The organism is Tunturiibacter empetritectus, assembly GCF_013410875.1.
Lineage (GTDB): Bacteria > Acidobacteriota > Terriglobia > Terriglobales > Acidobacteriaceae > Edaphobacter > Edaphobacter empetritectus.
Genome location: NZ_JACCCU010000001.1, coordinates 846,967 through 873,109 on the forward strand (window position 1 = coordinate 846,967; position 26,143 = coordinate 873,109).

General features: G+C 59.5%; 18 protein-coding genes. 7 read left to right on the forward strand and 11 right to left on the reverse strand.

The annotated features are described in order from the left end of the window. Positions 1-97 precede the first annotated feature (97 nt). Entirely contained in the window at positions 98-724 is a 627-nt protein-coding gene (locus tag HDF08_RS03635; RefSeq protein WP_179637237.1) for an NAD(P)-dependent oxidoreductase, read from the forward strand. 301 nt (positions 725-1,025) lie between these two features. After that, on the forward strand, positions 1,026-1,547 hold the full coding sequence (locus HDF08_RS03640) for a cupin domain-containing protein (protein WP_179637238.1): 522 nt from the start codon (positions 1,026-1,028) through the stop codon (positions 1,545-1,547). 161 nt (positions 1,548-1,708) lie between these two features. Here HDF08_RS03640 and HDF08_RS03645 read toward each other — a convergent pair whose 3' ends face one another. The 5 genes from HDF08_RS03645 to HDF08_RS03665 all read right to left on the reverse strand — a co-directional run bounded on the left by HDF08_RS03645 (position 1,709) and on the right by HDF08_RS03665 (position 9,740). Beyond that, positions 1,709-2,953, reverse strand: a complete 1,245-nt coding sequence (locus tag HDF08_RS03645) for a M24 family metallopeptidase (RefSeq protein ID WP_179637239.1) — start codon at positions 2,951-2,953, stop codon at positions 1,709-1,711. Positions 2,954-3,168: 215 nt separating this feature from the next. Further along, the gene (locus HDF08_RS03650; RefSeq protein WP_179637240.1) at positions 3,169-4,008 is read right to left on the reverse strand and encodes an FkbM family methyltransferase; all 840 of its coding nucleotides are present in this window, start codon (positions 4,006-4,008) and stop codon (positions 3,169-3,171) included. 128 nt (positions 4,009-4,136) lie between these two features. Beyond that, positions 4,137-7,334, reverse strand: coding sequence for a translation initiation factor IF-2 (gene infB / locus HDF08_RS03655; RefSeq protein WP_179637241.1), 3,198 nt, complete (start codon positions 7,332-7,334; stop codon positions 4,137-4,139). A gap of 136 nt (positions 7,335-7,470) precedes the next feature. Beyond that, entirely contained in the window at positions 7,471-9,066 is a 1,596-nt protein-coding gene (nusA, locus tag HDF08_RS03660) for a transcription termination factor NusA (RefSeq protein ID WP_179637242.1), read from the reverse strand. Between the two features lie 92 nt (positions 9,067-9,158). Continuing rightward, a complete protein-coding gene (locus tag HDF08_RS03665) occupies positions 9,159-9,740 on the reverse strand; it encodes a ribosome maturation factor RimP (protein WP_179637243.1) in 582 nt (193 codons plus the stop codon). Between the two features lie 365 nt (positions 9,741-10,105). Between HDF08_RS03665 and guaB the strand changes: the two genes are divergently transcribed. Together guaB and HDF08_RS03675 are read left to right on the forward strand one after the other, a co-directional pair. Continuing rightward, the gene (gene guaB / locus HDF08_RS03670) at positions 10,106-11,632 is read left to right on the forward strand and encodes an IMP dehydrogenase (protein ID WP_179637244.1); all 1,527 of its coding nucleotides are present in this window, start codon (positions 10,106-10,108) and stop codon (positions 11,630-11,632) included. Positions 11,633-11,671: 39 nt separating this feature from the next. Continuing rightward, complete coding sequence (locus tag HDF08_RS03675) at positions 11,672-11,941, forward strand: DUF2277 domain-containing protein (protein ID WP_179637245.1); 270 nt, start codon at positions 11,672-11,674, stop codon at positions 11,939-11,941. Positions 11,942-12,070: 129 nt separating this feature from the next. Here HDF08_RS03675 and HDF08_RS03680 read toward each other — a convergent pair whose 3' ends face one another. From HDF08_RS03680 to HDF08_RS03705, 6 genes are all read right to left on the reverse strand, one after another. Next, positions 12,071-13,060, reverse strand: coding sequence for a GNAT family N-acetyltransferase (locus HDF08_RS03680; RefSeq protein WP_179637246.1), 990 nt, complete (start codon positions 13,058-13,060; stop codon positions 12,071-12,073). 109 nt (positions 13,061-13,169) lie between these two features. Further along, on the reverse strand, positions 13,170-15,065 hold the full coding sequence (locus tag HDF08_RS03685; protein ID WP_179637247.1) for an ArnT family glycosyltransferase: 1,896 nt from the start codon (positions 15,063-15,065) through the stop codon (positions 13,170-13,172). 27 nt (positions 15,066-15,092) lie between these two features. Continuing rightward, the gene (locus HDF08_RS03690) at positions 15,093-16,091 is read right to left on the reverse strand and encodes a DHH family phosphoesterase (protein WP_179637248.1); all 999 of its coding nucleotides are present in this window, start codon (positions 16,089-16,091) and stop codon (positions 15,093-15,095) included. Then, positions 16,088-16,498: a 30S ribosome-binding factor RbfA gene (gene rbfA / locus HDF08_RS03695; RefSeq protein ID WP_179637249.1), complete on the reverse strand. Its 411-nt coding sequence runs from the start codon at positions 16,496-16,498 to the stop codon at positions 16,088-16,090. Before rbfA ends, HDF08_RS03690 begins: the two co-directional genes overlap by 4 nt. Before the next feature lie 108 nt (positions 16,499-16,606). Next, positions 16,607-16,918 (reverse strand): DUF503 domain-containing protein, encoded by a 312-nt coding sequence (locus tag HDF08_RS03700; RefSeq protein WP_306459661.1) that lies wholly within the window; start codon positions 16,916-16,918, stop codon positions 16,607-16,609. A 248-nt stretch (positions 16,919-17,166) separates the two neighbouring features. Continuing rightward, positions 17,167-17,556: a YidH family protein gene (locus HDF08_RS03705; protein ID WP_179637250.1), complete on the reverse strand. Its 390-nt coding sequence runs from the start codon at positions 17,554-17,556 to the stop codon at positions 17,167-17,169. A gap of 256 nt (positions 17,557-17,812) precedes the next feature. Here HDF08_RS03705 and HDF08_RS03710 point away from each other — a divergent pair, with 256 nt between their 5' ends. The 3 genes from HDF08_RS03710 (at position 17,813) to HDF08_RS03720 (ending at position 26,018) form a co-directional block, all read left to right on the forward strand. Continuing rightward, complete coding sequence (locus HDF08_RS03710) at positions 17,813-18,988, forward strand: cytochrome c3 family protein (RefSeq protein WP_373563116.1); 1,176 nt, start codon at positions 17,813-17,815, stop codon at positions 18,986-18,988. A gap of 516 nt (positions 18,989-19,504) precedes the next feature. Next, a complete protein-coding gene (locus HDF08_RS03715; RefSeq protein WP_179637252.1) occupies positions 19,505-21,688 on the forward strand; it encodes a M3 family metallopeptidase in 2,184 nt (727 codons plus the stop codon). Between the two features lie 370 nt (positions 21,689-22,058). Continuing rightward, positions 22,059-26,018, forward strand: a complete 3,960-nt coding sequence (locus HDF08_RS03720; RefSeq protein WP_179637253.1) for a TonB-dependent receptor — start codon at positions 22,059-22,061, stop codon at positions 26,016-26,018. Positions 26,019-26,143: the final 125 nt, after the last annotated feature.

Here is a 26,143-nt window from a genome sequence, read left to right on the forward strand (position 1 = left end):
CCAATGAATAATTTGCAACCAATGGTTTGAATAGGCCTCTAATCGTCAGGTCGCTCATTTGGATGGGCGGCCAAATACGAGGTAGAAGGAAGATGCGATGAAAGATCTGGTGATTGGTGCAGCGGGCAAGAGCGGAGAGGCGCTGGTAGATGAGGCGCTGGCGGCCGGACATAAGGTGACGGCTTTCGTGCGTGGTGCCACGCAGTACAAGAAGGCAAATGTCAGAGTTGTTGCGGGCGACGTGCTGGACGCGACTGCAGTCGACGCTGCGGTAGCCGGACAGGATGCGGTCATCGACGCGCTCGGCGGTAAGACGCCGTGGAAAGTGACGACGATGGAAACGAGCGCAGCACACAATATTGTGGACGCGATGCGGCGCAATGGCGTGCGGCGGCTGCTGAAGATCTCGGTGGTGGGTGCGGGCGAGAGCGTCAAGAACGCCGGCTTCTTTAACGAGCACCTGCTCATGCGGACGTTTCTGCGGGGTCTGCTGGTAGACAAGGCGGGCATGGAGGCCGAGATCGAAGGCAGCAACTTGGACTGGACGCTCGTGCGGCCGCCGATGTTGACCGACGGCGAGAAGACAGGCATTGCCAGGGTGCTGAGCACGGAGAGCGGCGAGAAGGCACACAAGATCGGGCGGGCCGATCTGGCAGCCTTCATGGTGCAGCAACTGGAAAGCGGCCGGTATGTGCGTCAGGCAGTGACAGTGACGACCACATAGCAAAGCCTCCACGAGAATCAATCACCTCTCTCATCGAGGCGATCCGATCGGCTGTGTAAAGGCCTTATAGCGATTCATGCGACAGATAACTGTGGAAGCCCACGGGACTCGAGCAAATCTCCTGGAGGTGTTTAGGGAGGCACAAATATTATGGCCGTTTTTCCCAAGAAAAACGGCACTCCGCAGAATCTCCCCCTCCAAAGTGACAGGAGATTTGCTCTAGCGGAGTGCTAACTGCGCAACTCACAAGCTCTGGCGTTCGCATCAGAGCATCACCTTCGGTCTAAGAAAGGATCGTTTTATGTCAAGCTTCCCCACTCCGCTTGAAGAAGTCATTCATCACAACGTTATTAAGAACAACAAAACAGGCGGCCCGGCGCTTGATGTCGGGCAAATGAAGTTGCTCTGGAGGGCCTTGGGAGAGAACACAGGCTACACGTTCTCTATCTTCGAGAGCACGCTCGCGCCGGGCATGGGTATTCCACTTCACAGACACCCCTTTCCAGAGTTTTTCTATGTCCTGGAAGGCAATCTGTCGATCGGGTATTGGAACAACCAGGGTGTCACTGAGTGGGACGTGTGTAAAGCCGGGGAGAGTCTGATGGTGCAGCCCAATGCGCCTCATACATTCTTCAATAAGAGTGAACATCCGTGCCGCATGCTGAGTGTGTCAACGTATCACCACGAGCGGATGATGAAGGATGCTGTGCATCCGGAGGGCAGGACAGATTTTCTGCCTGCTCATCTCACTCAGGCCGATCTTCATAAATTGACGAAGTCGATGGAGAAGAATCAGACATTCCTTGTCGCAGACCATGCTTAGTATTGGGTCGCATACGCGCCTTCGTCTTTTCGCGAACGAGGCGAGATGAGTCCTACAAACGCGTCTCTCATCACCTGGTCGAATAGTCGGCAAGTCTGAGAAGTGACTCATGTAGCTGGCGAAAAACGGGGCTGTCGAAAACTACTCAGGTGAAGTGGAGGTCAGACCCGGACAAGCTCGGTCTGGATGCGGCCGGTGACCTCAGCCTTGCCTTTGCGCGCGATCATGTCCACCTCACTGCGAATGCCGAATGCGTTCGGATCGCTGGCGGGGCCAGGGAAGTAGAGGCCGGGTTCGACGGAGAAGCAGGTGTTGGGGAGGATGAGGCGCTCGTCGTGGGTTTCAAGGTTGTCGAGGTGAGCGCCGTTGCCGTGGAGGACGGTGCCGATGTTATGGCCGGTGCGGTGCGTGAACCACTCGCCGAAGCCAGCTGCGCGGATGACGTTGCGGGAGGCGTCGTCGGCCTGCCAGCCAGCGATGAGCTGGTTGGCGGCGAAGGCGTCCTGCACGACTTTGATGGAGGCGTCGCGGGCGTCGCGGACGGTGTTGAAGACGAGGTGCTCGCGTTCGGTGGGCTCACGGCCGACGACACCGGTCCAGGTGATGTCGTACCACACGGCGGTGGGGTCGTCTTTGAGCTTGGCCCAGATGTCGATGAGCACGAAGTCGCCTTTGCCAATGGGACGGGAGCTGGCGGCGGTGGGCTCGTAGTGGGAGTCGGCGGAGTTGGGTCCGGCGCTGACGTTGGGGCCGTGCTCCCAGTCGAGCGAGGCGCGCGCCATCGCCTGCTGCAGGTACTGGACCATCGTATGCTCGTCGGTTCCATCGGAGCGGCCGCCGCCGGAGCGTGCACGGGTGCCGATCTCATTCCACGCTGCGGCGAGGATCTCGTCGATGTGCCTCTGCGCAACGTAGTGGGTGGCGAGTTGTGCGTCGGTAAGGACAGCTTCGAAGTGGCTGACGAGATCGGCAGAGCTGACGATTTCCTTGTCCAGACTACGAAGGAGTTCAATGGTGCCGGCATCGACCATGGAGACGTACATGATGGCGTTGCGCGGCGAGTACTGCATGGCGAGCTTCGTCTGGCCCACGAGGAGGGCTTGGATCTGCGCTTCGAGCTCCTGCCAGGAGGAGTAGACGGACTTGGTGCCGGGCAGGGAGTCGAGCCGTCCGGCTTCGATGCGGTGGACGAGTTTTTTCGGTTCGCCCGCCGCTGGAATGAAATAGAACCAGCGGCGAGTGACGTGGGCGTTCGGATCGAGGCCGAGGATGCTGTAGGCGAGGGGGTCCCGGTGATGATGATCGTAGAAGAGCCAGCCGTCGATTTTATCTTCCAGGAGGGCTTGCTGGATGGCGGAGAGGTCGAATCTGGTCTGGCTCTGGGTCTCGCTGACGATATTCGGCATGGTACCTCCACCTCTGAGTGAAAAGTGTGCAAAGTCTTCAAACCAGAAGACATGAGTCTGGACTTACTGGTCAAGTCTACGCGGTTTAAATGCAAAGGCCCGGCGGATGGCCGGGCTTCCTTTGCAGATTATCAAGGTTGTCAGGCTTGTCACGGTTTGCTATGGAATGCGGCGAGTTCGCTAGTTGCAAAAGAATGCGGGCAAGACGCTGAGTTCTAGTCTTTGAGCGAACCGATTTTAGAGGCGTAGATATAGCCTGCGTTGCGCTGATCTGCGGGGTAGCCGGCATCGTCGAGCCACTTTACGCGGAAGCCCTTTTGCTGGAGGCGCTGGATAATTTCGGTTGGGTCTCCGACGGTGTTGTGCACCTCCATCGCGAGGTTGTCGACCTCGTCGAGCCATTGCACGGAGTCGCGAAAGATGGCGAACTCGGCGCCTTCGATGTCCATCTTAAGGAAGTCGACGTGTTGAATGCCGTAGGTTTTCATCAGTTCTTCTACTGTGATTGCGAGGCTGGCATCAAAGTCATAGGGGTCGCACATGGCGAGGAGTGCGGCGGAGTCGTGACGGAGGGACTCTCCGCAGAGGACGCCTTGATGAATCGTCAGCCCCGGTACTGTGTCCAGCTTGGTGCGAAAGGTGTTGTCCGGGTAGGTGAGGGGATCGATGCCGACGACCTTACCGCCGGGACCTGCCAACTGCTTCAAGAGGCTGGCGACGACGCCGGTGTTGCAACCAAGATCGAGGCATGTGTCGAAGTTGAGCTGTTTGAACTCCCGAAAATAAATTCGGCGGACGAAAAACTCTCGCAGGAAGGCGTAGCCATTGCCTCCCGTAGTGTTGATTGCGTTTACATCAATGTCGAGGTCTCGGCCGAGCAGGTGAAAACGCAGGACGCCGTGCATGGCGTGGTCTGCGGAGTAGAATTTGCGCTCACGCAGGACGGTGGAAGCATTCTGAAGGACAGCGCCATACCAGCGCAGCGCCTGGGACTTTGGCATGGTGTGCCAGGTTTGAATTACGTCGTCGGCGAGGCGTCGGAGTTGTTGGGCCATGTATGGCTTCATAGTACAAGACGATCGCTAAAGTGAGATGTGCGATTGTCCGAGGATCCTGCGCGGGACGACCAACGCGAAAGCCGGGATTGCTCCCGGCCTTTCGCGTGTGTTGCGTGATGAATCGGTTATGCGTTGACTGAGTTTTCTGCGGTGGCTGCCGCAGCTGCTGCGGCGGCTTCGCGTTCCTTCTCGGCCTTCTCTGCTTTTCTGGCTGCGGCAGAGTTCTGGCCAAGTTCGGCGGCGAGGGTTTCGGTGGTGAAGGACTCGATGACGTCGCCGACACGGATGTCCTTGTGACCGGCTAGATCGATGCCGCATTCGACGCCCTGACGGACCTCGGAGACGTCGTCCTTGAAGCGCTTGAGCGAGGCGATCTTGCCCTTCCAGACCTCGGCGCCCTCGCGAAGCAGACGTACCTGCTGGTCGCGCTTGATGAGGCCGTCGGTGACGCGGCAGCCGGCGATCTGGCCGACCTTGGTGATCTTGAAGACGTTGAGCACTTCGGCGCGGCCGGCGTAGTTCTCCTTGAAGACTGGCTCGAGGAGGCCGTACATCGCCTTGGTGATCTCGTCCTGCAGCTCGTAGATGATCGAGTGCAGACGAATCTCGACGTTTTCGCGCTCGGCAACTTCGGCAGCCTTGCGGTCAGGACGTACATTGAAGCCGATGACGACGGCGTTCGAGGCCGAGGCCAGGAGGACGTCGGACTCGGTGATAGCGCCGACGCCGGAGTGGAGGACGCGAACGCGAACCTTCTCGGTGGACATGCGCTGGAGCGAGTCGGCCAGGACCTCGACCGAACCTTGCACGTCGCCCTTAAGGATCAGGTTGAGATCCTTCATGCCGGCCTGCTTGATCTGCTCGGCGAGGCCCTCGAGCGAGACGCGGGAGCTCTTGGCGAGTTGGGCCTCGCGCTCCTTCATCTTGCGGTACTGGGCGATGCCCTTAGCCTTGTCGCGGTCTGCCATAACAAGGAAGGTATCGCCTGCATCGGGCATGCCTTCGAGACCGAGGATCTCGACCGGGGTGGAAGGACCTGCTTCGACGATGGGACGTCCGCGATCGTCGAACATGGCGCGAATTTTGCCGAAGGTGTTGCCGACGATGTAGCTGTCGCCGGTGCGGAGGGTTCCGTTCTGCACGAGGATGCTGGCAACCGCGCCGCGACCGCGATCAAGCTTGGCTTCGATGACGGTTCCGACGGCGGGACGGTCGGGCTGTGCTTTTTGTTCGTTGACGTCGGCGACGAGGCAGATCATCTCCTCGAGTTTGTCGAGGTTGAGATGCTTCTTCGCGGAGACTTCGACGAACTCGGTGTCGCCGCCCTGGTTGGCCGGCTGCAGGCCGCGCGTGGCGAGCTGCTGGATGACCTTCGAGGGGTTGGCCTCGGGTTTGTCGATCTTGTTGACTGCGACAATGATCGGCACGTTGGCGGCGCGGGCGTGGTCGATGGCTTCGAGGGTCTGCGGCATGACGCCGTCGTCAGCTGCGACGACGATGACGACGATGTCGGTGACCTTGGCTCCGCGGGCACGCATGCGGGTGAAGGCCTCGTGGCCGGGGGTGTCGAGGAAGACAATCTCGCGACCGAATGCGGGAGAGTCGGGCTTGGTGATTTTGACCTTGTAGGCGCCGATGTGTTGGGTGATGCCTCCGGCTTCGCCGCCTGCGACGTCGGTGGAGCGGATGGCGTCGAGGAGCGAGGTCTTACCGTGGTCGACGTGGCCCATGACGGTTACGACTGGTGAGCGGACGACTTCGACCATGCCGGTGGTGTCTTCGAGGAAGCCTTCGATGGCCTCGTTTTCGAGTTGCTCTTCGACCGAGATGATGGTGGCGTCGGCGCCGAACTGGCGGGCAACGTCCTTGACTAGCTCGCCTTCGAGCGACTGGTTGACGGTGACGAAGACGCCCTTCATGAGGAGGGTAGCGATGAGGTCCTTGCCGCGTACGTCAAGCTTCTCGGCGAGGTCCTTAACGCTGATACCTTCGGTGACCGTGATGGTGCGGGTGATCGGCACCGGCTCGCGGGAGATCTGCGCGCTGCCGAAGCGTGGTGGCGGCTGAAAGCCCTTCATCGGGCCTTCCTTGGTCTTTTCGTAGCGCTGTCCGCCGCGGCGTGAGGCTGGGCGTGCTGCTGGGCGCATTCCTGGCTTTTCGCCAGGGCCGGGCATTACGCCAGGTGCTCCGCCGGGCCCACCGGGGCCGCCTGGGCGTGCTCCGAAGCCGGGACGCGCAGGAAATCCGGGACGGGCACCGGGGGTGAAGCCGGGACGTCCTGGTGCACCGCCGGGGCCGGACGGGCCGCCTGGGAAGGTGCGCGTGGGGTGCATCGGACGGCGTGCGCCGGGAGCCGTCGAGGACATGGGACGGGAGCCGGGAGCGCCGGGCGACTGCGGCCGTGGACGCTCAAAGATAGGTCGGCCGCGTTGAGGCGTGCCAGGGGCCACTGGAGGCGCGGTATAGATGGGGCGCGGGCCGGTCTGCGGCATAATGACGCGACGGGCTGGGGGGCCGGCAGGCGGAGCTGGCGCTGCTGGAGCGGCTTCGGCCTCGGGTTCAATTAGAGGCGCTGAAGCTTCAATGACTGGTGCAGCGGGAGCCGCTTCGACTGGCGGGGCTGCCGGGATTGGCGTCGGCACCGCTTCTGCGGCTGGGGCAGACGGAGGCGCAGGCTTTGCTACTAGTGGGGTAGCCACTACGGGGGCCGCTGCTACTACCGAGCGGCCAGCCGATGGTGGTGCCGTGGCTGGAGAGACGGCGACTGGAGAAGCAGCGGCTGGCGGGCGCGCGATGACAGGGCCGACGGGCGGCTTGCTGGCGATAGCCGGGCCACGCGCGGGAGCGACGATGTTTGCGCCTTGGCGAGGCAGAGGCACGATGCGGCGAGGCGCTGCCGGTCCAGTCTGGGCAGGTGCCGCAGAGGAGACCGGGGCCGTGGGTGGTGCTGCGACGACGCGAGGCGGTACGGCTGCAACCGGGGCTGAGGCGGGAGGCGGCGCAACGACGGCGGTTGGGCGCGGCGGGGGCGCGGCTTTGGCTGTGGCCTCGGCCTGCTTGCGCTCGAGGATCGCCTTGAGGGCATCGCCGGGTTTGGAGACCTTGGAGAGGTCGAACTTCGGCTTATTGTCGGCCTGCTGCTGCCGGCTGGCACCGCTTCTTCCGCCGTTCTTGAAGTAGTCCCGAACTCTTTCGGCCTGATCGGCTTCAATCGAGCTGGAGTGGGTCTTTCCAGACACGCCAATGGCTTCGAGCGCGTCCAGGATTGGCCTGCTCTTTACTTCCAGTTCTCGTGCCAGATCGTTAATTCGAACTTTGCTCATCCGTCCCTTTTCGCTTGCCCTGCGCGGTTAGCTGTTCATAGCAGCCTCATCGTTGCAGGAATCTTTATTGTAAGTGCTCTCACTGGATTTCGAGAGTCCGTGATCCAGGGAGTGCTGTGGCGCGTGGTTGAACTGGCTAACCACGATCGTTTCCATCGTCGATACCTTCATCGGAGTGCTCCTGGGCTTCTTCTACCAGGCTGTCCACGCTGTCGTTATCCAACTCGATCTGTTCTTCGCGTGCATCGTTGTCCGAGAAGGCATCGCTGGCCGATTCGGCCTCTTCGGCGTCGGCGATGTCTTCGGCGGAGAGGTCGTTGACCTCGCGGGCGGTGCCGATTCCAGCCTCTTCGGCGAGAATCGCTTCGGGTGTCTTTGCCATGGTGTCCTCCTCGGATATTGTTGCTTCAGCATCAGATGCGGTAGAGGCGGCGACAGCAGGACGCTCTTCGCCTTCTTCGTACTGGCCGAAGTAGTGGCGAACGGCGACCGAGATCTTTTCGACGGTCTTTTCGCCGATGCCGGGGACCTCTTCGAGCTGCTCGGGGGTCATGTCGGCTAGAGCTTCGACGGTGGTGATGCCGGCGGCGATGAGTTTTTCGAGTATGGTCTCGCCGAGTTCGGAGACTTGCTCGATCGGGGTCGTGGGACCACCGCTCATGGCCTGCATCTGGCTCTCGACCTCCTGACGCTTCTCCTCTTCGCTCTTGATGTCGATCTTCCACTGCAGGAGCTTAGCGGCGAGGCGGACGTTCTGGCCCTTCTTGCCGATGGCGAGAGAGAGCTGGGTGTCGTCGACGATGACCTCGATCTGCTTGTCGGCGAGATCGGTGATGGAGACGCGGCTGACCTTGGCGGGCTGTAAGGCCTTCTCGGCGAAGGTGGTGATCTCTTCCGAGAACTCGATGATGTCGATCTTTTCACCACGCAGCTCGCGGATGATGGACTGAACGCGCATGCCCTTCATGCCGACGCAGGCGCCGACTGGGTCGACATCTTTATCGCGGCTCATGACGGCGATCTTGGTGCGCTCGCCGGCTTCGCGTGCTATGGCGCGAATGGTCACGGTCCCGTCGTAGATCTCGGGAACCTCAGACTGGAAGAGGTTTTGAACAAGGGCGGGGGCGGCGCGGGAGACGATGACCTGCGGGCCTTTGGCGGCGCGGTCGACGCGCAGCAGGACGACGCGGACACGCTCTCCGACGGCGAACTGCTCGAGGCGAGACTGCTCGCGCTTAGGCATGCGGGCTTCGGCTTTGCCGAGGTCGAAGATGACGTCCATCGGTTCGAGGCGTTTGACGGTAGCGTTGAGGACCTCGCCGGCGCGATGGTTGTACTCGTTGAAGACGGTGTCGCGCTCGGCTTCGCGGACCTTCTGGAAGATGACCTGCTTGGCCATCTGGGCGGCGATGCGACCCAGCGGGGTGGTGTCCTTGTAGAAGCGCAGTTCGCCGCCGACTTCAACCTCGGGGGCGAGCTCGCGGGCCTGCTCGAGGGTCATCTGGTTGATGTCATCCTCGACCTGCTCGGGCGTCTCGACGACGGTCTTGAAGACGTAGGCGCGGATCTCGCCGGTCTCGCGGTCCATCTCGGCGCGCATGTTCTCCTGAGTCTTGTAGTACTTGCGCGTGGCGAGCGCGATGGCGTCTTCCACGGCTCCTACGACTACTGCGGGCTCGATACCCTTATCGCGGCTCAACGTCTCAATCGATTGATACAGAACACTTGCCATTGTTCACTCTTCCTTGCTCTTGTCCGAAAGGTATCCGGATTTGTCTCTGTTGGTTTTGCCAATTCAGAGGATTGCTTCCGTTCGAGCAGCCTCTAAATCTCTGCGACTAGATTTGCCTTTTCGACGTTCGCCAGGGCGATGTCGACGGTCGATTCTGTCACAGCCTTCTTTGCCTTGCCCTTCTGTTTGACGGCAGAGAGGTCGATCGTCAGGACACCGTTTGAAAATTTGGCGAGACGGCCTTGCCACTGCCTGTTCTTATTCACCGGCGTGAAGGTCTGGAGTTTGACCAGACTGCCTTGAAACCGGATGTAGTCCTCGGGGCGGAACAGCTTGCGTTCGAGGCCCGGAGAGGAGACCTCGAGGGTGTACTCTGCGCCCGGGATGAGGTCTTCTACATCGAGGACGGTGCCGAAATCCTGTGCAAAGACAGCGCAATCCTCATGGGTGACGCCGGAGAGTCTTTCGACCGGCACTCCCTTGGGAAGATCTGCAACGGCTTCATTTGCGGCGAGTTCTGCAAGTTTGGCTCGTTCTGCTGCGTTTTTCTCTACAAAGACGCGCAAGGTGCGGAATTTGGCCCCTCCTTGAAACTCAAGATCGACGAGTTCCAGGTTGTGGGAGGCTGCGACACGCTCCGCGGTTGCTCGAATTTGGTCTAACTGGACTGACATAAGCGCTTATTTCCGGTTCAGTGGTCCCGCGTGCACAAACGTTTTTAGAGCAAATAAAAAGTGGGCTTTAGCCCACTCATCTCTTCCGTCAAATCACCGGTGCGGTCACGGCTCTCATTCTTACGACGGAACAAAATCGTCTGCAACTCAAATGATACATCTCCTTTTGCCGTAATTCAATGGGCGTCCCGGCCCGAAGGGGACTGGGGTGCGCCCGGACGGCTAAGAAACTTTCGTGAAATCAGACCATCCAATTTGCTATGGGCGGTAGGCGACTCTACAATCGATGAAATCCCGCGAAATTCAGGCTTGCTGCCGCATGGCCTATCGCTTTTCAACCATCACAACTGGAACCTATAAAAATTATGATTAGCTCCCCCGTACCCGAAGCCCTTACGTTTGATGACGTTCTTCTTGTGCCCGCTTACAGCGATGTTGTTCCTACCCAGGTGAGCACGCAGACGCAGCTGACACGAAATATCACGCTGAGTACGCCGCTGATGTCGGCTGCGATGGATACGGTGACGGAGGCGCGGCTGGCGATTGCGATGGCGCAGCAGGGTGGGTTAGGGGTGGTGCATCGCAACCTGACGATTGAGCAGCAGGCGGGGGAGATCGATAAAGTGAAGCGGTCGGAGAGCGGGATGATCGTGGACCCGGTGACGATTACACCGGAGCAGACCATCGCGGACGCGCTGGAGGTGATGCGGCGATACAAGATCTCGGGCGTGCCGGTGACGAAGAACAAGAGGCTGGTGGGGATTTTGACCAATCGCGACCTGCGGTTTGTCTCGCGGACGGATCTGACGATCGACTCGGTGATGACGAAGACGAATCTGATTACGGTGCCGGTGGGTACGACGCTGGAGCAGGCGGAGCAGATTCTACATCAGCATCGGGTGGAGAAGCTGCTGGTGGTCAATGACGACTATGAGCTGAAGGGCCTGATCACGGTCAAGGATATTCAGAAGAAGTTGAAGTATCCGAATGCTTCGAAGGACTCGCAGGGGCGGTTGCGCGTGGCGGGTGCGATTGGTGCTACGGGGGATTTTCTGGAACGGGCTGAGGCTCTGGTTGCGGCGCGGGTGGATGCGCTGGCAATTGATTCTGCGCATGGACACTCGTCGCGGGTGCTGGAGGCGGTGCGTGAGGTGAAGAGGCGGTTTCCGCAGATTGATTTGATGGCAGGAAATATTGCTACCTATGAAGGCGCGATTGCGTTGATGGATGCGGGAGCCGATGCGGTGAAGGTGGGGATCGGGCCGGGTTCGATCTGCACGACGCGGATGGTGACGGGCGCGGGGATGCCGCAGATTACGGCGATCTCAGAGGCTTATCGCGCGGGTAAGGAGCGGGGGATTCCGATTATTGCGGATGGTGGGATCAAGTACTCGGGCGATGTGACCAAGGCGATTGCGGCTGGGGCAAGCGTGGTGATGATGGGGTCGCTGTTTGCTGGAGTAGATGAGAGTCCCGGGGAGACGATTCTCTATCAGGGGCGTTCGTTCAAGGCTTATCGCGGGATGGGTTCGCTGTCGGCGATGGCGCAGGGATCGGGTGAGAGGTACTTCCAGGGCAAGAGCGATATGGAAGATGCTGCGAGTACGGAGAGGCCGTCGCTGACGGCTCGGGAGAACGGCGGCTCGAACCGGCTGGCGAAGTTTGTGCCGGAGGGGATTGAGGGCCGAGTGCCGCATCGTGGGCCGCTTGAGGGCATGGTGTATCAACTGGTTGGCGGTCTGCGTTCAGGGATGGGGTATTTGGGATGCGGCACGATCGCGGAGTTGCAGGCGAACGCCCGGTTTATTCGGATCTCGAACGCCGGGCTGCGAGAGAGTCACGTTCATGACGTGATCATCACGCGTGAGGCGCCTAACTATCACGTGGAATAAAATTCGGTAGTGAATTCGCCTATGCGATGAGGTGAAGCAATGTGCAGGAATATCAAAACACTGTTCAACTTCGATCCTCCTGTGACGGACGCAGAGATTCGCGATGCGTCGCTTCAATTTGTGAGAAAGATCAGCGGTTTTACGAAGCCGTCGAAGGCGAACGAAGATGCTTTTCAGTCTGCGGTGGAGGAGATATCACTAATCTCTGGGCGTCTGCTGGCGTCGCTTGAGACTAATGCGCCACCTAAGGATCGAGAGGAAGAGGCTGCGAAGAAGAAGGCTCGGAGTGCGGAGAGATTTGCTGTTTGATCTTGGTGAGGTGTCCTGCCGGACGGGCCCACTCCGCGTGGGGCGGTCACTTCGTGACTTGTATACCTTGTTTAGGTGGTGTGGTCATTGTCTCTCCTCCCGTTGGTCGGGCGTGAGTTTCCGTGCGCTTCAGGATGTCTGATTCGTCCGGTCGAGAACCATGGCATCGAAGCGATGGCGAGTGAAGAAGCTGTGGTTCTCGTACAGCTTGACGGCCTGCTGGTTGGCTTCAGTGACGGTCAGGGTGATGGCCGCGAAGCTGGCGCGGGTTAGATGATCGATGCAATAGTTGAGAAGGGTTCGTCCAAGTCCGTGGCCTCGCCAGGCGGGGGCGATGCAGAGCTGGGTGATGTGGGCGACGTCGCTGGCTACGCGGGAACACAGCAACATTCCGACGATGGAGCCGTTGTGGCGATCGCGAAGAACCCAGGAGGCGTTCGGCTCAAAGACGCCGCAGCCGGGGAAGCGGACGATGTTGTGGAGAAAGCGAAGTGAGCCGTGGAGGGAGCAGTACTGATCGTTGATGCGGGCGTCGATGTGGCCCAGGTAGCACTCGTGGATCAGTTCGGCTGCGGCCTGATAGTGATCGGTGGACCAGCGCAGCAGCTCAACGGTGGCGGGAAGATTCAGTTCGGGGGGAGCTTGGGGGGCGTCTGTCGATGTGCTTAGATCGCACTCCATGAAGAGGCGGGGATACATGGTGAAGCCGGATGTCAGGAAGACCTCGTTGATGGAGCCGGCGTCGTAGAGCAGGAGCTGGGACTCGATCCGTTGAATGCCGGGAGAGTTTTGCAGGAGCTGCAGCAGCTGGTGGAGCAGGGTGTGAGTGGTTTGAAGCATCTGCGCCGTATCGTTGGCGATGGCGAAGGCGTCACCGACAACTGCTTTCTGGCCTTCGTAGACGCAGAAGGTGAAGCCGCAGATTCGTCCCCGGTCGAGTGCGACGAAGCCGGGCAGGATGCGGGAGTCGAGGTACTGGAGGAGGAGTTCGGTGGAGCTTTGATAGTTCCAGCGAAGGCGTTGCTCCCAGACACGCGACTCGGTTTCGAGCAGAGGACGAAGCTGGCGCGCCGAAAAGTGGCGAAGGTCCAGTATCTCGAGTTGGGTCGCGACGGCCATACCTGTGGGAGGTCTTTCGTCGAGCTTATAGGAATTTTGGTGGGATGGGTGAGTGTTAGTGCGGGCACCCCGGGTGTCATGCCGGATCAACCCTCTGTGTAGAGTGTGGTCAGCCGGTGATGTGTCTCCGGGTCTTGGGTGGGTGGTGGGGATGGTTCTCCGGCTGGTTGGGAGGGACGATGTCAGGGGAGACCGGTGGGCGAGCGTAGACGCGGTAGACTTCGATCCCTTGCGATTCGTAGAGGAATAAGGGTTTGTAGACGCGCCCGGCGAGCCAGCGGTCGAGATCGCCAGCGTCGCTGGAGCGGATGACGAGGATGTGCTCCGCATCGGGAACGCCATCGGCGCTGTAGTGGATCATAGGCTGGTCGCGGTAGAAGGCAAGGCCGTAGTCCATGTCGCGCTTGATGTCGGTAGCTACCAGCTTCACCTCGGGTGCTTGTAGCTGGATCTCGCGGGCGAGGGGGCGGGCAGAATAGTTCATGTCGAGCTCTTTGCCGTAGAAGCCTAGGAGAAAGACGAGGGTTGCGAGGACTGGAAGCAGGGTTACGTAGCAGACCTGCGGAATTCCCCAACGACGGATGGTGAGGAAGACTACCGCTCCGAAGGCGAGAGCGGCGGCGCCTGCGATCAGCAGCCACTGCGCGGAGGGTACGAACGTCTCGTACTTCATGTGCTGAGGGGCGAGAGCCAGGACAAACACGAGAAGGCCGCAGGTGGCGGCGTGGGCCCAGATGAGCCATTGCGGGAGGCCCTGGCGGCGGCTGCGGTTGAGATAGTCGGCGGTGAGGATGGTCAGTGGAGGAATGGAGGGAAGGATGTAGCCGGGAAGTTTGGAGCCGGAGAAGGAGAAGAAGACGATGGGGAAGAGTGCCCAGAGGACCAGGAACTCGGGGAAGGCGTCGCCGGCGCGGGTGTGGCCGAGGTAGCGCTGGGGGTTGTGACGTACCTTCCACTCGGCGATGGAGACTTCGATGGAGTCGGCCAGGGCGCGGATGGCGATGACGGTCCATGGCATGAGGCCGATGAGGAGGACTGCTAGGTAATACCAGAAGGGCTGGTGGTGCTGGTAGCGGTTGGTGGCGAAGCGTTCGAGATTGTGTTCAAGAAAGAAGAGGCGGTAGAAGGTTGGGTTGCGCTTTTGAACCGCAATGTACCAAGGCAGCACCATGACCAGATAGAGGATGACTCCGGGAATCCAGATGGTGCGGCGAAGAAGAGACCACTCGCGACGGAGGCCAGCGAAGAGGAGGATGATGGCCAGCGCGAGGAAGGGAGCTACGGGGCCTTTTGCCAAGGTGGCAGCTGCGCCGAAGAAGTAGAGATCGAAGAGCCAGAATTTTTTGCCAGTCTCATACCAGGCGTACCAGCCGAGCATTCCGATGCAGAAGGGAGCCGCGAGCTGCATGTCGGTGGAGGCGCCGCGGGCGAAGCTGACGATGGCGACGCAGGAGACGGTGATCAAGGCTGCGTCGAGGTGGCCGCCTGGGCGGAAGCGTCGCATGTGGAGAAAGATGAGCACGACCAGAGCAAGTGCTCCCGAGGAGGATGGGAGGCGGGCGGTCCAGTCGGAGACGCCGAACTCTTTGAAGAAGCTCATGGCGCGCCAGTAGTAGAGGGCGGGCTTTTCCAGCCAGGGCTTGCCGTAGAGGATGGGGGTGACGGTGCCTCCGGCGATGCAGTGGAAGGAGTTGCGGATGTCTTCCGGACGCGGGCTGCGCGGAACCATCTTGGCGTCGACCTCGTGACAGGCTTGGGAGTGTGCGGTGAGCATCTCGCGGGCGATTTGGGCGTACCGTGGCTCATCTGCGCCGACGAGACCGAGCTGGTCTCCGCCGAAGACCGGGACCAGCCCATAGAGCAGAAGAAAGATCGTGACTACAAAGAGGATGACAAACTCGCGGATGGTTGCGATGGAAGGCGGCTTTAGATACTGCTGGAGCCACATCACGATTGCGCTGCCATTCCGTGCGCCGGTGACGGCGGGATGTTGAATATCTGCCATTTTCCTAAGAGGAGCGAGACAAGGCTATCAGAGTCCTGTCCGTAGCTGGGTGAGGATGCGCTCGAGAGCGACCGGGAGGGGGCCATCGAGGGTGCACCCGCTGGCGTTGCGATGGCCGCCGCCGCCGAAGCGTTCGGCGATTCGGGCCACGTCGGTCTCGCCTTTGCTGCGGATGCTGAGGCGAAACTGGTCGGCGTTAGCGACCTCGCGGAGAAAGACTGCTGACTCGACGCCGGCGATGCTGATGAGGTAGTTGACGACTCCTTCGCAGTCCTCAGCGATGGCGCCGATGCGATCCATATCTTCGCTGGTGACCCAGGTCCAGGCTAGGTCGTCGTCGCATTGGAGGTTGGAGAGAGCGATGCCGAGCAGGCGGATTTTGCTGGCCGGGTTGGATAGGTAGATGTCGCGGGCTATGCGGCTGGGATTGGCTCCGCAGGCTGCGAGATGGTGGACCATGGCGAAGGTGTCGGCGGTAGTGCTGGAGTAGGTAAAGGTGCCGGTGTCGGAGAGGATGCCGGCGTAGAGGCAAGTGGCCATGGAGGGTGTGATCTCGACGTTCGCGGCTACGGCGATGTGGTAGACCATGGCGGCGACGGCACAGGCGTGCTCGTCGATCCAATTGACCGAGGCGAAGGGCCGGCCGCTGGCGTGGTGATCAATGTTGATAAGGGTGCGGCCCTCCAGGCCGAGGAGGCCGGTGCGGATGATGCCGTCGCATTCAAGGAGGATGGCGGGGGTAGTGCCGGTGGGGTCTACGTCGTTGGCGGAGGGCGTGTGGTGGATGCGGCTGATATTGGGTAGGGTGCTGTAGGAGGAGGGGATGGGGTCGGCGAAGACGACGTCGGCCTGGCAGCCGAGCTGGTCGAGCACTTCGGCGAGGGCGAGGACGGAGCCGATGGCGTCGCCGTCGGGGCGGGTGTGCGAGGTGAGGAGAAAGCTGGGATGGGACCGGAAGGCCGCCAATAGATCGTCTATCTGGGTTGCGTGAGGCCTAGGCTCGAGGAGAAAGGCTTGGGGGGTCATGGTTTGGCGGGGGCCCCTGGGGTCGGTTCGGAGGAAGTGCGCTTCTGCTCCCGCTTGCGGGTGCGGGCGAGGAGCTCATCCATGCGTCCGGTCATCTTCTCGGAGCGATCGATGGCGAAGGTAAGCTCGGGGACGTGGCGGACGCCCATGCGGTCGCGAAGCTGGGAGCGGATGTAGGCGCGGGCGGTAATCAGGCCTTCGAGGGTGGAAGCCTCCTCCTCCTCGTTGCCGTGGACGGCTACGAAGATGCGGGCGGATTTGCCGCCGGGAGCGAGGACGACCTCGGTGACGTAGCTGGGGGCGATGCGGGGATCGGAGAGCTCGCCTTCGAGCATGGCTCCAATCTCCTCTGAGAAGGTGTTGGCGACACGGTTGCGATGATAGGTTCTAGCGCGCTGCTCGGGCATAGGGTTTTGACTAGGTAGAACGGTTGAGGATATCAAAGTTGGGCCGTTCTACCTAGTGCTGAGGAGCGGTTCCAGCGGATTTCCTGTAGATTGCGGCGTCTTTTTGGGTCATTCGGGCAGGATTTCGGCGTAGGAGTCGGTGATTTCGGCACTGAGGTTGATAGCGATGCGGTGGGCGGCCTGGTCGATATGGCGGAGCTGGCCGGTGAGGTAGCTAGTGGAGGAGGAGATGGCGACGATGCCCAGAGTGGCGCGGTTCCAGACCATACCGTCGTCGAGTTCGGCGATGGCTAAGTTGAAGCTGTGGCGGAGTTTATCTTTCATGGAGCGGAGGACCTGGCGACGGTCTTTGAGGGACTGGGCGTGGTGGATTTCGAGTTCGATGGTGAGTTTGGCTACGGGCATTTTGGCTACGGGCATAATGATTGTCCCCCCTCCGCCTCCCCCCAGGGGGTATTTTTGGAATAAGTCTTTTATTTTCTGTTACTTGCAGGGAATGTGTGGCTGTAAAATATTCCATCTAAAGGGGTTGCTTGCAAAATATAGACGATAAGAGGGTTATGTCTAGATGGGGTTGAACGGTGGCCCTCTGTGGACAACTACTTTGTCAAGTATCCCCTAATTTTTTGATTAGGCTTCGTTTAGCGAACTTCGTTTAGCGGGCTTGTTCAGCGGACAAGGATGAGGTAGATAGTCATGGCTACTCCTGCTGCGGCGAGGAGGAGGCCGAGAATAACTGCGTCGCGGGAGACGCGGCCGGGGCGCCAGGTGCCCGAGCTTAGCTCTTGAATGAGCTGGAAGTGGCGGTAGACGGAGCTGAGATTAACGATGACTCCGAGGGCTACGAGAGCGACGCCGGACCAGAGGGAGAGGCCAGTGGTGTGGGAAGGGAGTCGGGACTGGGCGGCGGCGATCTGGCGGAGGAAGAGGCCGAAGCGACTTACGGCAAAGCCGATGCCCATGAGGCCGAGGCCGGTGCGGATCCAGGCAAGGAAGGTTCGCTCGGCGGCGAAGTAGACGCGGGGGTCCTGTTCGACGGGCTGGGGCGGACTGGGCATGGTGGGATTGTAAGGCAGCGGGGTGGTTTGAGGCGGTGGGGAACTGGTGGTGAGTCGTGGTGTTTCGGTGGTGGCTTGTGGTGATTTGGGTGCTGGCAGGGAGGGCGGATTTCGGGTGGCAAGGCTTCTGGACGATTGACAATGCGCTGACAATTCTGTGACGGCGATCGCTTATAGTCGGTGACCATGGTGGGCAGGGGGACGGATGGGGCGGGAGCGTAAGACGGCCAGCGGGTGGAAGTTTTTTTCCTTGCTTGTGTTCGTAAGTTTGCTCTCAGGTTGGGCTGGGGCGGGTACGGTCAAGGCCGAGTTTGTCGGCTCGGAGAGTTGCAAGACGTGTCATGCTGCGGCGTACAACGGGTGGAAGCAGACGCGCATGGCGAATGTGGTGCGTGATCCGAAGGTGCATCCGGAGGCGGTGCTTGCGGATTTCAGCCATGCCGATCCGTTGGTCACGTTTGGGATCGATGACGTGGCGTTTGTGTATGGGAGCCGATGGAAGCAGAGGTACTTTACCAAGCGTGGCGATGACTACTACCCGGAGCCGGCGCAGTGGGATGTGAAGAAGGGCCGGTGGCTGCCGTACCACGCGGAGACGGGCACGGACTGGTGGCTTTCGTTCTATGGGCCGAGTAACTTCGATCGGCCTACGGGGCCGACGTGTGATGGGTGTCACTCGGTGAACTACAACGTGGAGACCAAGCAGGTGACGGAGTGGAATGTGGGTTGCGAAAAGTGCCATGGGCCGGGGAGTCTGCATGTGGCGCATCCGACGAAGCAGAACATTGTGAATCCGGAGACGCTTGATTATGTGCGGGGCAATGACACGTGCATTCAGTGTCACAGCCAAGGGCGACCGATTGCGAATCCGATTGCAGGGAGGTACTTCGACTGGCCGGTGGGGTTTGTGCCGGGGAAGCGGCTGGCGGATTTCTGGACGCTGGAGGAGTTGAAGCCTGGAGTGACGAACTTCTTTCAGTATGCGGACCTGACGGCACACAAGAACAGGATGCAGGGAAATGATTTTGTGCAGAGCAATATGTATCACCGGCAGATCAAATGCTTTGACTGCCATCAGGTTCACAGTAATGAGAACGAGTCGGACCTGATTGCGAAGGGGAACGCGGTTTGTCTGACGTGCCATACGAAGGACAATCCTGCGGGGCTGAAGGGGACGGTGAGCGAGCATACGCATCATGCGGCGGGGAGCAAGGGGAGTGAGTGCGTGGCGTGTCATATGCCGAAGATCGAGCAGACGATCAAGGACAACTATGTGAGTGCGCATACGTTCCGGTTTATTACTCCGATTGAGACGGAGCAGTCGGGGATTCCGAATCCTTGTACTTCGTGCCATACCGACAGATCGACTGCGTGGGCTACGAAGGAGTTGAGGGGGTGGAGGACTACTTCGCCGTGGAGGGTTGCGAATTAGTATTTGCTTTTGCGCTTGAGGTCTCGGCTGGGACAGGAGGCACCCCAGGGGCTAAAGCCCTCTGTTTTGTTTTTTAGAGGTACCCAAGGCTGAAGCCTAGGGGTACCTAGAGGCAAAGGCAACAGGATTGAAAAGTTTACATTCCCATCCATCGCAAAGTGCGCGATGGATGGGGCACCCGATTAGTTGTGGCTGGGTGGGTAAGAACAGGCAACGGCAGATGCGAGGGTCTCTCCGCGCTGTTTACGGTGAGGCTGTGAACAGCTTCGGTCGTTTGTGGTGGAAGAGCGGCGACCCGTCGATTGTTGGGTTGGAAGGTTCGAGCGGGGATGGGCGGGTGGAATGTGTCGGGATCCTTCACTCCGTTCAGGATGACGGCGAAGAGCAGACAACAGCAACAGCAAAGGCACAAGCAACACAGAACAGCAAAGGCACGAGCAACAGCAAACGCCCGGCAGATCGGAAATCCTCTACAATTTGGGTTTGGATTGCGACTGAGGAAGTACGGAGATATGGATGAGTCAAGCGGATTTGGTGCGGCGTGTGTCTTTGGTGTTGAGTCTCGGAGCGTTTGTGGGGGTGAGTGTGAGTAGTGCGTCGGGTGCGGTGATGAACGCGAAGGATGCCGGGTTTGATCCGTCGAATCCGTTTTATGCGAAGAGTGCGCTGCCGTTTGAGGCTCCGCCGTTCGACAAGATTAAGGACAGCGACTATGAGCCGGCGATTGAGGCTGGGATGGCGGAGGAGCTGAAGGAGATCGACGCAATTGCGAATAACTCTGCTGCGCCTACGTTTGAGAACACCGTGGTTGCGATGGAGAAGACGGGCGAACTGTTTCAACGGGCGATGGCGGCCTTCGATGGAGTGACGGGAGCGAATACGAATCCTACGCTGGAGAAGATGCAGGAAGAGCTGGCTCCGAAGCTGGCGGCGCATCGGGATGCGATCTATCTGAATGAGAAGCTGTTTCGTCGCGTGGCTGCGGTGTACGACACGAGAGCTTCGCTGAAGCTGAGCCCGGAGGGTCTGCGGCTGGTGGAGGTGAGGTACAGGGACTTTGTGCATGCGGGCGCGAATCTTTCGGATGCGGACAAAGAGAAGCTGAAGAAGCTCAATGAAGAAGAGTCGACGCTTTCGAATGGGTTTCGAAGCAAGGTGCTGGCTGCGACCAAAGATGCGGCTTATGTGACGACGGATAAAGCTGCGTTGACGGGTTTAACGGCTGCGGATTTGAGCGGCGCGGAGGCGGCGGCGAAGGAGCGGAAGAAGGAGGGATATGTGCTGCCGATGCAGAATACGACACAGCAGCCGGTTCTCTCGTCGTTGAGTGTGAGGGGGACGCGGCAGGCGGTGTTTGACGCCTCGTGGACGCGGACCGAGCGTGGCGATGCGAACGATACGCGGGCGACGATTGCGCGGCTGGCGCAACTGCGCGCGGAGAAGGGCAAGCTGCTGGGGCACGACAGCTATGCGGGCTGGAAGCTGGAAGACCAGATGGCGAAGACGCCCGAGAACGCACTGAAGTTTATGGATGCGCTGGTGGCTCCTTCTGTGGCGAATGCAGCGGATGAGGCGAAGGATATTCAGGGTGTGATCGATGCCCAGAATAAGGGGGCTCAGGGTAGCGGGTTTCCGGTTGAGGCGTGGGATTGGGAGTTTTATTCGGAGCAGGTGAGGAAGGCGAAGTACGACATTGACGAGGCGCAGGTGCGGCCTTACTTCGAGCTGAACAATGTGCTGGAGAATGGCGTGTTCTATGCGGCGGGGCAGCTGTATGGGCTGAGCTTCAAGGAGCGGAAGGATATTCCGGTTTGGAATGCGGATGTGCGGGTGTTCGAGGTGTTCGACGCGGATGGGAAGCCGCTGGCGCTGTTTTACTGCGACTACTACAAGCGCGACAACAAGAACGGCGGGGCTTGGATGTCGAACTTTGTCGATCAGTCGAAGCTGATGGGCAGGCTGCCGGTGGTTTATAACGTGGCGAATCTGCCGAAGCCTGCGGCGGGAGAGCCGGCGCTGATCAGCTTCAGTGATGTGGTGACGATGTTCCATGAGTTTGGTCATGCGCTGCATGGGATGCTGGCGGATAGTGAGTATCCGAGCTTGTCGGGTACGTCGGTGGCGCGGGACTTTGTGGAGTTTCCGTCGCAGTTCAATGAGCATTGGGCGACGTATCCGGCGGTGTTTGCGCACTATGCGAAGCACTATAAGACGGGCGCGGCGATGCCGGAGGAGTTGGCGACGAAGATCAAGCGGGCCGTGGATTTCAACCAGGGCTATATGCTGACGGAGCTGGTGGCGGCGGCGGAGCTGGATATGCAGTGGCACTCGCTGCCGGTGGGCGAGGGGTTGCAGGAGCCGGATGCGTTTGAGAAGGCGGCGCTGGCGAAGAAGGGATTCACGCTGGGCTATGTGCCGCCGCGGTATAGGTCGAGCTATTTTTCGCACATCTGGGGCGGGGGTTATGCGGCCGGGTACTACGCGTATCTGTGGAGCGAGATGCTGGATGATGATGCGTTCCAGTGGTTCCAGGATCATGGCGGGTTGACGCGGGCGAATGGGGACCGGTTCCGGAAGATGGTGCTGTCGCGAGGGAATACGGAGGACCTGGCGAAGATGTATGAGGCGTGGCTGGGGAGTGCGCCGAAGGTGGAGCCGATGCTGAAGTACCGGGGGCTGGAGAAGGCGGCGGCGAAGTAGGTTTCTTCCGGGGAAAGTGCCCGCTGCGCGCGGGGCGGTCACTTCGTGACTTGTATACCCCTTCGGTTGGCGCTCCCGTTGGTCGCGATCAAATATCTTCGCCGATCAACGGGAGGGCGAATGATGGGCGGGTGGCGGTGCGACGATTTTTCTTCGCAATTTTGACAACTTCAGATATGCTAATTTTCATTCCAAGTTCACAAAGTAAACTGAATTTCACCTGTATCGAAGTTTAAGTTCACAGTTGCCTGGGTGTCGTCACCGCGGGTTCGCGGCGCTGCATCGCTGCATAGGTGTCTTTGCTGATCGGTCATTTTCAGGCAAAAAACTTGTTTTGGTTCAAGCTGCATTACTTCAGGAGCCAGAGATTATGACGAAGCGTTCGCGTTTTTTCTTCCTCGTTGTTGTTTGCCAGATGGCTTGTCTGCTTCTGGTTTGTCCTGTGTTTGGGCAGCAGACGCTTGGCGGCCTGACGGGGGTGGTGACCGATGCTCAGGGTGGAATTCTGCCTGGGACCGTGGTGACGGTGGTGGGGGATCAGACGGGTTTGACGCGGACCCAGACCGCGGGGAGCAATGGGTTTTATGACTTTGCGAATCTGCCGATTGGGACTTATACGCTTTCGTTTACGAAGGAAGGGTTTCAGACGCAGAAGATGAGCACGGTTCCTGTGCAGAGCGACCGCACGGGGACGGTGAATGCGAGTTTGAGCGTGGGCGCGGTGAATACGGTGGTGAGCGTGGATGCGGTGCCGTTGCTGAACGCGGTGGACACGACGAATGGGTACATTCTGGATAAGGCGCAGATCGAGTCGATACCGCAGCCTACGGGGAGTTTTACGGGGCTGGCGATTCTGTCGCCGGGGGTGAATGCGGAGCTGCCGGGTGGGACGGGGGCTCAGTCGGGGTTGGGAAATCTGCCGATCTGGGCGAATGGGCAACGGGATACGAGCAATAGTTTTTCGATTAACGGCGTGGATGCGAGCAGTCTTTTTAATGGGAAGAGTACGAGCCAGGTTGGTTCGCAGCGGGTAGTTAATAGTACTGGCGCCTCGACCACGCAAGGCGGCGCGGGGGTGATTCAGACGGTCGCCTCGGTTTATCTTTCGATCGGGAACGCGATTCCGACGCCGGCTCCGGAGTCGATCCAGGAGGTTCGGGTGAATGCGTCGATGTATGACGCGCAACAGGGTTCTACCTCCGGGGCGCACATCGATGTGAATACTGCTTCGGGCACCAACTCGTATCACGGTACGGCGTATGGGCGTCGTGGAACGAACTGGATCAATGCGGCGCCGTTCTTCTTGAAGAATAATCCGCTGCTTGCGAATGATCGGAAGGATGAGAATCCGGAACTGCATCGCTATATTGCAGGGGGCACTTTTGGCGGTCCGATAATCAAGAACAAGCTGTTTGGCTTTGTATCGTATCAGCACCTGCAGGTGTCGGATTCGGAGATTGGCGATAACTTTATCAATGTGCCGGTGGGCTTGTCGGATAACAATCGCGATGCTGCGGGTTTTGCAAATATGGTGAACAACAGCTTCTGCACGGCCGACCAGGCAAACGCTGGTGACTGTACGCAGCTCACTGGCTCGGTCATTGATAAGACTGCGCTGGCTCTGTTCAACTCGCCTTCGCTTCCTGGTGAGCCGGGCAAGTGGCTTGTGCCGAATGACACGGGATCGTCGGGCATGTCGGCCTCGCATCCTTACAACGCTTTTCTTCCGGGGACTGGCCGATTCAAGGCGGATATGGCGGTGGCCAATCTTGACTACAACATCTCAAGCAGAGACACACTGGCGCTGAAGTACTTCTATCAGCACGATCCGACGCTTGCTCCTTATGCGTACTCCAGTGTTCCGGGATTTACCGAACACCTCGACTCGGGCGCACAGGTTTTTTCGATCATCAACACCTATCTAGTGAAGTCGAACCTGAGTACGACGGAGAGCTTAGGGTTTCTTCGCGAGAAGACGTGGGTGGATAATGAGCAGCCTTTCGGGCCGAGTGCAATTCCCGGAGGTTCGCAGGGTACGGTTTCGATCAATGAGTTTGGATCGAATTACTTTCCCGGCGTGTCGATTGTGAATGTGCTGGGCAGCGCTCAGAGCCAGTATGGCCTGGTGAGCACGGGGATCCTAAACATTGGTCCCAATGCGGAGGGGCAGGCACCGAACACGGGTGCCTTCCAGAATCGCTGGCAGCCTTCCGGCAACGCTATCTGGACGCTGGGCAAGCACACGGTCACGTTTGGAACGAGCTATAGCTACACGCAGTTGAACACGATCGACAAGCGTACCGGCACCGGCACGGTCGCGACCGACGATTTGAGCGCCTATGCGCAGGGGTATGTGACGCCGGGCAGCTCTTCGACGTCGTTTTATGTAAGCTCGTTTTTGCAGGGCGATGCGAGCCGTTACTACCGGGCGAACCAGGTGGGAAGTTATGTGCAGGATAAGTTTCAATTTACGCCTACGCTCTCGATTACCGCAGGGGTGCGCTACGACTGGAACGGCGGCCTGACGGAGAAGAACGGACGGATCTTCAACTTCGACCCAACGCTTTACAGCTACAACGAGGCGTCAGATACGATCGTCAATCCGGGCTTCATTATTGCGAGCAATAACAAGAACGGGACCACTGGCGTGAGCCCGACGACACTGACGGGCCGTCAGTGGGGAGTTGGTCCGCGGTTGGGCGCGGCGTGGCAGCCGGAGAAGTTTGCGGGGAAGGTGGTAGTGCGTTCGGGCTTCGGGATGTACTACGACCGCGGCGAACTATTTAGCTACTTCTCGCCTGGCTATGCGATCGGAACCGTCACTGGCGGGCCTTTCGGGGTGAATCAGCAGCTTCCGTTTGTGACGGCACAGAGCTGCCCGGTGCAAAGCCTTTACAGCTACTACATTCCGACCTGCGGCGGCGGCGGCGGCATCTCCCCACCGGTCACTGCGCCGACGGCGGCTACGGGCAACCTGGCGAATCCTTACACGAATGTTCAGAATGCTCCTCCGACGAACCCGAAGTCTTCGGATCTGAGCAACTACCTGCCGAATATTGCGAGCATCAGCAATGGCGGGCAGCCGATCTCGTTGGGCGTCTACGATCGCGCGAACAAGCTGCCTTATACGTTCAACTACACGCTCGATATTCAGTGGCAGCCACGCAATGACCTTGCGATCACGCTGGGCTACGTGGGTAATCTGGGGCGGCATCAGGTGATTCCGGTTCCGTTCAACCAGCCCGGGATTGCATCGCCAAGCGCCACGATTCATGGGGAGAAGTATTCCTATGGCTATAACGTCGGCGGCGCCAATTTGCCGGACGGAAGCGGCTATGATTTCGACTACGAGGGCGGCAACATCGATCATCGCGTTCCTTACATCGGATATGCGGCAGAGTCGATCTCATACAAGGCGGCGGGCGTGGATGCCTACAATGCACTGACGGCACATGTTGAGAAGCGCATGAGCCACGGGGTCCAGGTGGCTGCCTCTTACACGTACTCCCATGCGCTGGACGAACAGAGCGGGCTGGGCCTGTTCTATAACGGCAACAACCCGGTGAACCTGCGCGACGGATATGCTTCGGCCGACTTTGATCGCACACATGTCATCAACTTCAACTACGTCTACAGGCTGCCGGACTTCGTTCACAGCCACAATGTTGAGAGCTATTTCACGAACGGCTGGTCGCTGGTGGGACTGACGATTCTACAGAGTGGTCAACCGTATAGCGTGATCGACTTCAGCGGCGCCGTGGGTAGCATCTATTACGGAGTCAGCAACGGCATTACGAATCCGATTGTTCCGCTGGCTGCCGGCTGCACGGCGAAGAATGCCACGACGGGCCATTCGGGTGCGTTCGAAACTGCTGGTAACGAATCTATCCCTGCGCTCAAGGCCTCGTGCTTCACGATTCCTGTGCTGCAGGCAGGTGGACTGAGCGGCGCGGTTCCTACCTCAGATCCTTATGAGACCGGCTTTACCACTGGTCAGCGAAACATCTTCCGCCAGGCTTTCCAGAAGCGTGCGGATGCTTCTCTGATGAAGGTGACGAAGTTCTCGGAGCGATACAGCCTCACGTATACGTTCGATGTTTATAACCTGACGAATACGAGCAGCTTCGATGTGCCGGGTAACGAGGTGGCGCAGAACGTAAACTACAACGGCTTCCCGCAGGCTGGAACGCCAGTTCTGCCGACCGGCTGCAATACAACGCCTCCCCCAAACACCGGGAGTTTTTATAACTGTCCAAGTGGGCTGGGTACTGTGACGCATACGATTGGAAGTCCGCGACAGATACAGATGGCGCTGCGGTTTTTATTTTAGGAAGGCTGTCCTGCCGGACGGGCTCCCTGCGCGGGAGGCGGTCACTTCGTGACGCGTATACCTTGTCTTGGTGGAAGTGCTGCAATGGCCCTCCCTTTGGTCGGGATGAGCGGGGCTGCGCTACT

What these genes read in the sequence shown, in the direction of transcription:
- HDF08_RS03635 (WP_179637237.1), top strand. Translation starts at nt 98, where the DNA reads ATGAAAGATCTGGTGATTGGTGCAGCGGGCAAGAGCGGAGAGGCGCTG.
- HDF08_RS03640 (WP_179637238.1), top strand. Translation starts at nt 1,026, where the DNA reads ATGTCAAGCTTCCCCACTCCGCTTGAAGAAGTCATTCATCACAACGTT.
- HDF08_RS03645 (WP_179637239.1), bottom strand. Translation starts at nt 2,953, where the DNA reads ATGCCGAATATCGTCAGCGAGACCCAGAGCCAGACCAGATTCGACCTC.
- HDF08_RS03650 (WP_179637240.1), bottom strand. Translation starts at nt 4,008, where the DNA reads ATGGCCCAACAACTCCGACGCCTCGCCGACGACGTAATTCAAACCTGG.
- infB (WP_179637241.1), bottom strand. Translation starts at nt 7,334, where the DNA reads ATGAGCAAAGTTCGAATTAACGATCTGGCACGAGAACTGGAAGTAAAG.
- nusA (WP_179637242.1), bottom strand. Translation starts at nt 9,066, where the DNA reads ATGGCAAGTGTTCTGTATCAATCGATTGAGACGTTGAGCCGCGATAAG.
- HDF08_RS03665 (WP_179637243.1), bottom strand. Translation starts at nt 9,740, where the DNA reads ATGTCAGTCCAGTTAGACCAAATTCGAGCAACCGCGGAGCGTGTCGCA.
- guaB (WP_179637244.1), top strand. Translation starts at nt 10,106, where the DNA reads ATGATTAGCTCCCCCGTACCCGAAGCCCTTACGTTTGATGACGTTCTT.
- HDF08_RS03675 (WP_179637245.1), top strand. Translation starts at nt 11,672, where the DNA reads ATGTGCAGGAATATCAAAACACTGTTCAACTTCGATCCTCCTGTGACG.
- HDF08_RS03680 (WP_179637246.1), bottom strand. Translation starts at nt 13,060, where the DNA reads ATGGCCGTCGCGACCCAACTCGAGATACTGGACCTTCGCCACTTTTCG.
- HDF08_RS03685 (WP_179637247.1), bottom strand. Translation starts at nt 15,065, where the DNA reads ATGGCAGATATTCAACATCCCGCCGTCACCGGCGCACGGAATGGCAGC.
- HDF08_RS03690 (WP_179637248.1), bottom strand. Translation starts at nt 16,091, where the DNA reads ATGACCCCCCAAGCCTTTCTCCTCGAGCCTAGGCCTCACGCAACCCAG.
- rbfA (WP_179637249.1), bottom strand. Translation starts at nt 16,498, where the DNA reads ATGCCCGAGCAGCGCGCTAGAACCTATCATCGCAACCGTGTCGCCAAC.
- HDF08_RS03700 (WP_306459661.1), bottom strand. Translation starts at nt 16,918, where the DNA reads ATGCCCGTAGCCAAAATGCCCGTAGCCAAACTCACCATCGAACTCGAA.
- HDF08_RS03705 (WP_179637250.1), bottom strand. Translation starts at nt 17,556, where the DNA reads ATGCCCAGTCCGCCCCAGCCCGTCGAACAGGACCCCCGCGTCTACTTC.
- HDF08_RS03715 (WP_179637252.1), top strand. Translation starts at nt 19,505, where the DNA reads ATGAGTCAAGCGGATTTGGTGCGGCGTGTGTCTTTGGTGTTGAGTCTC.
- HDF08_RS03720 (WP_179637253.1), top strand. Translation starts at nt 22,059, where the DNA reads ATGACGAAGCGTTCGCGTTTTTTCTTCCTCGTTGTTGTTTGCCAGATG.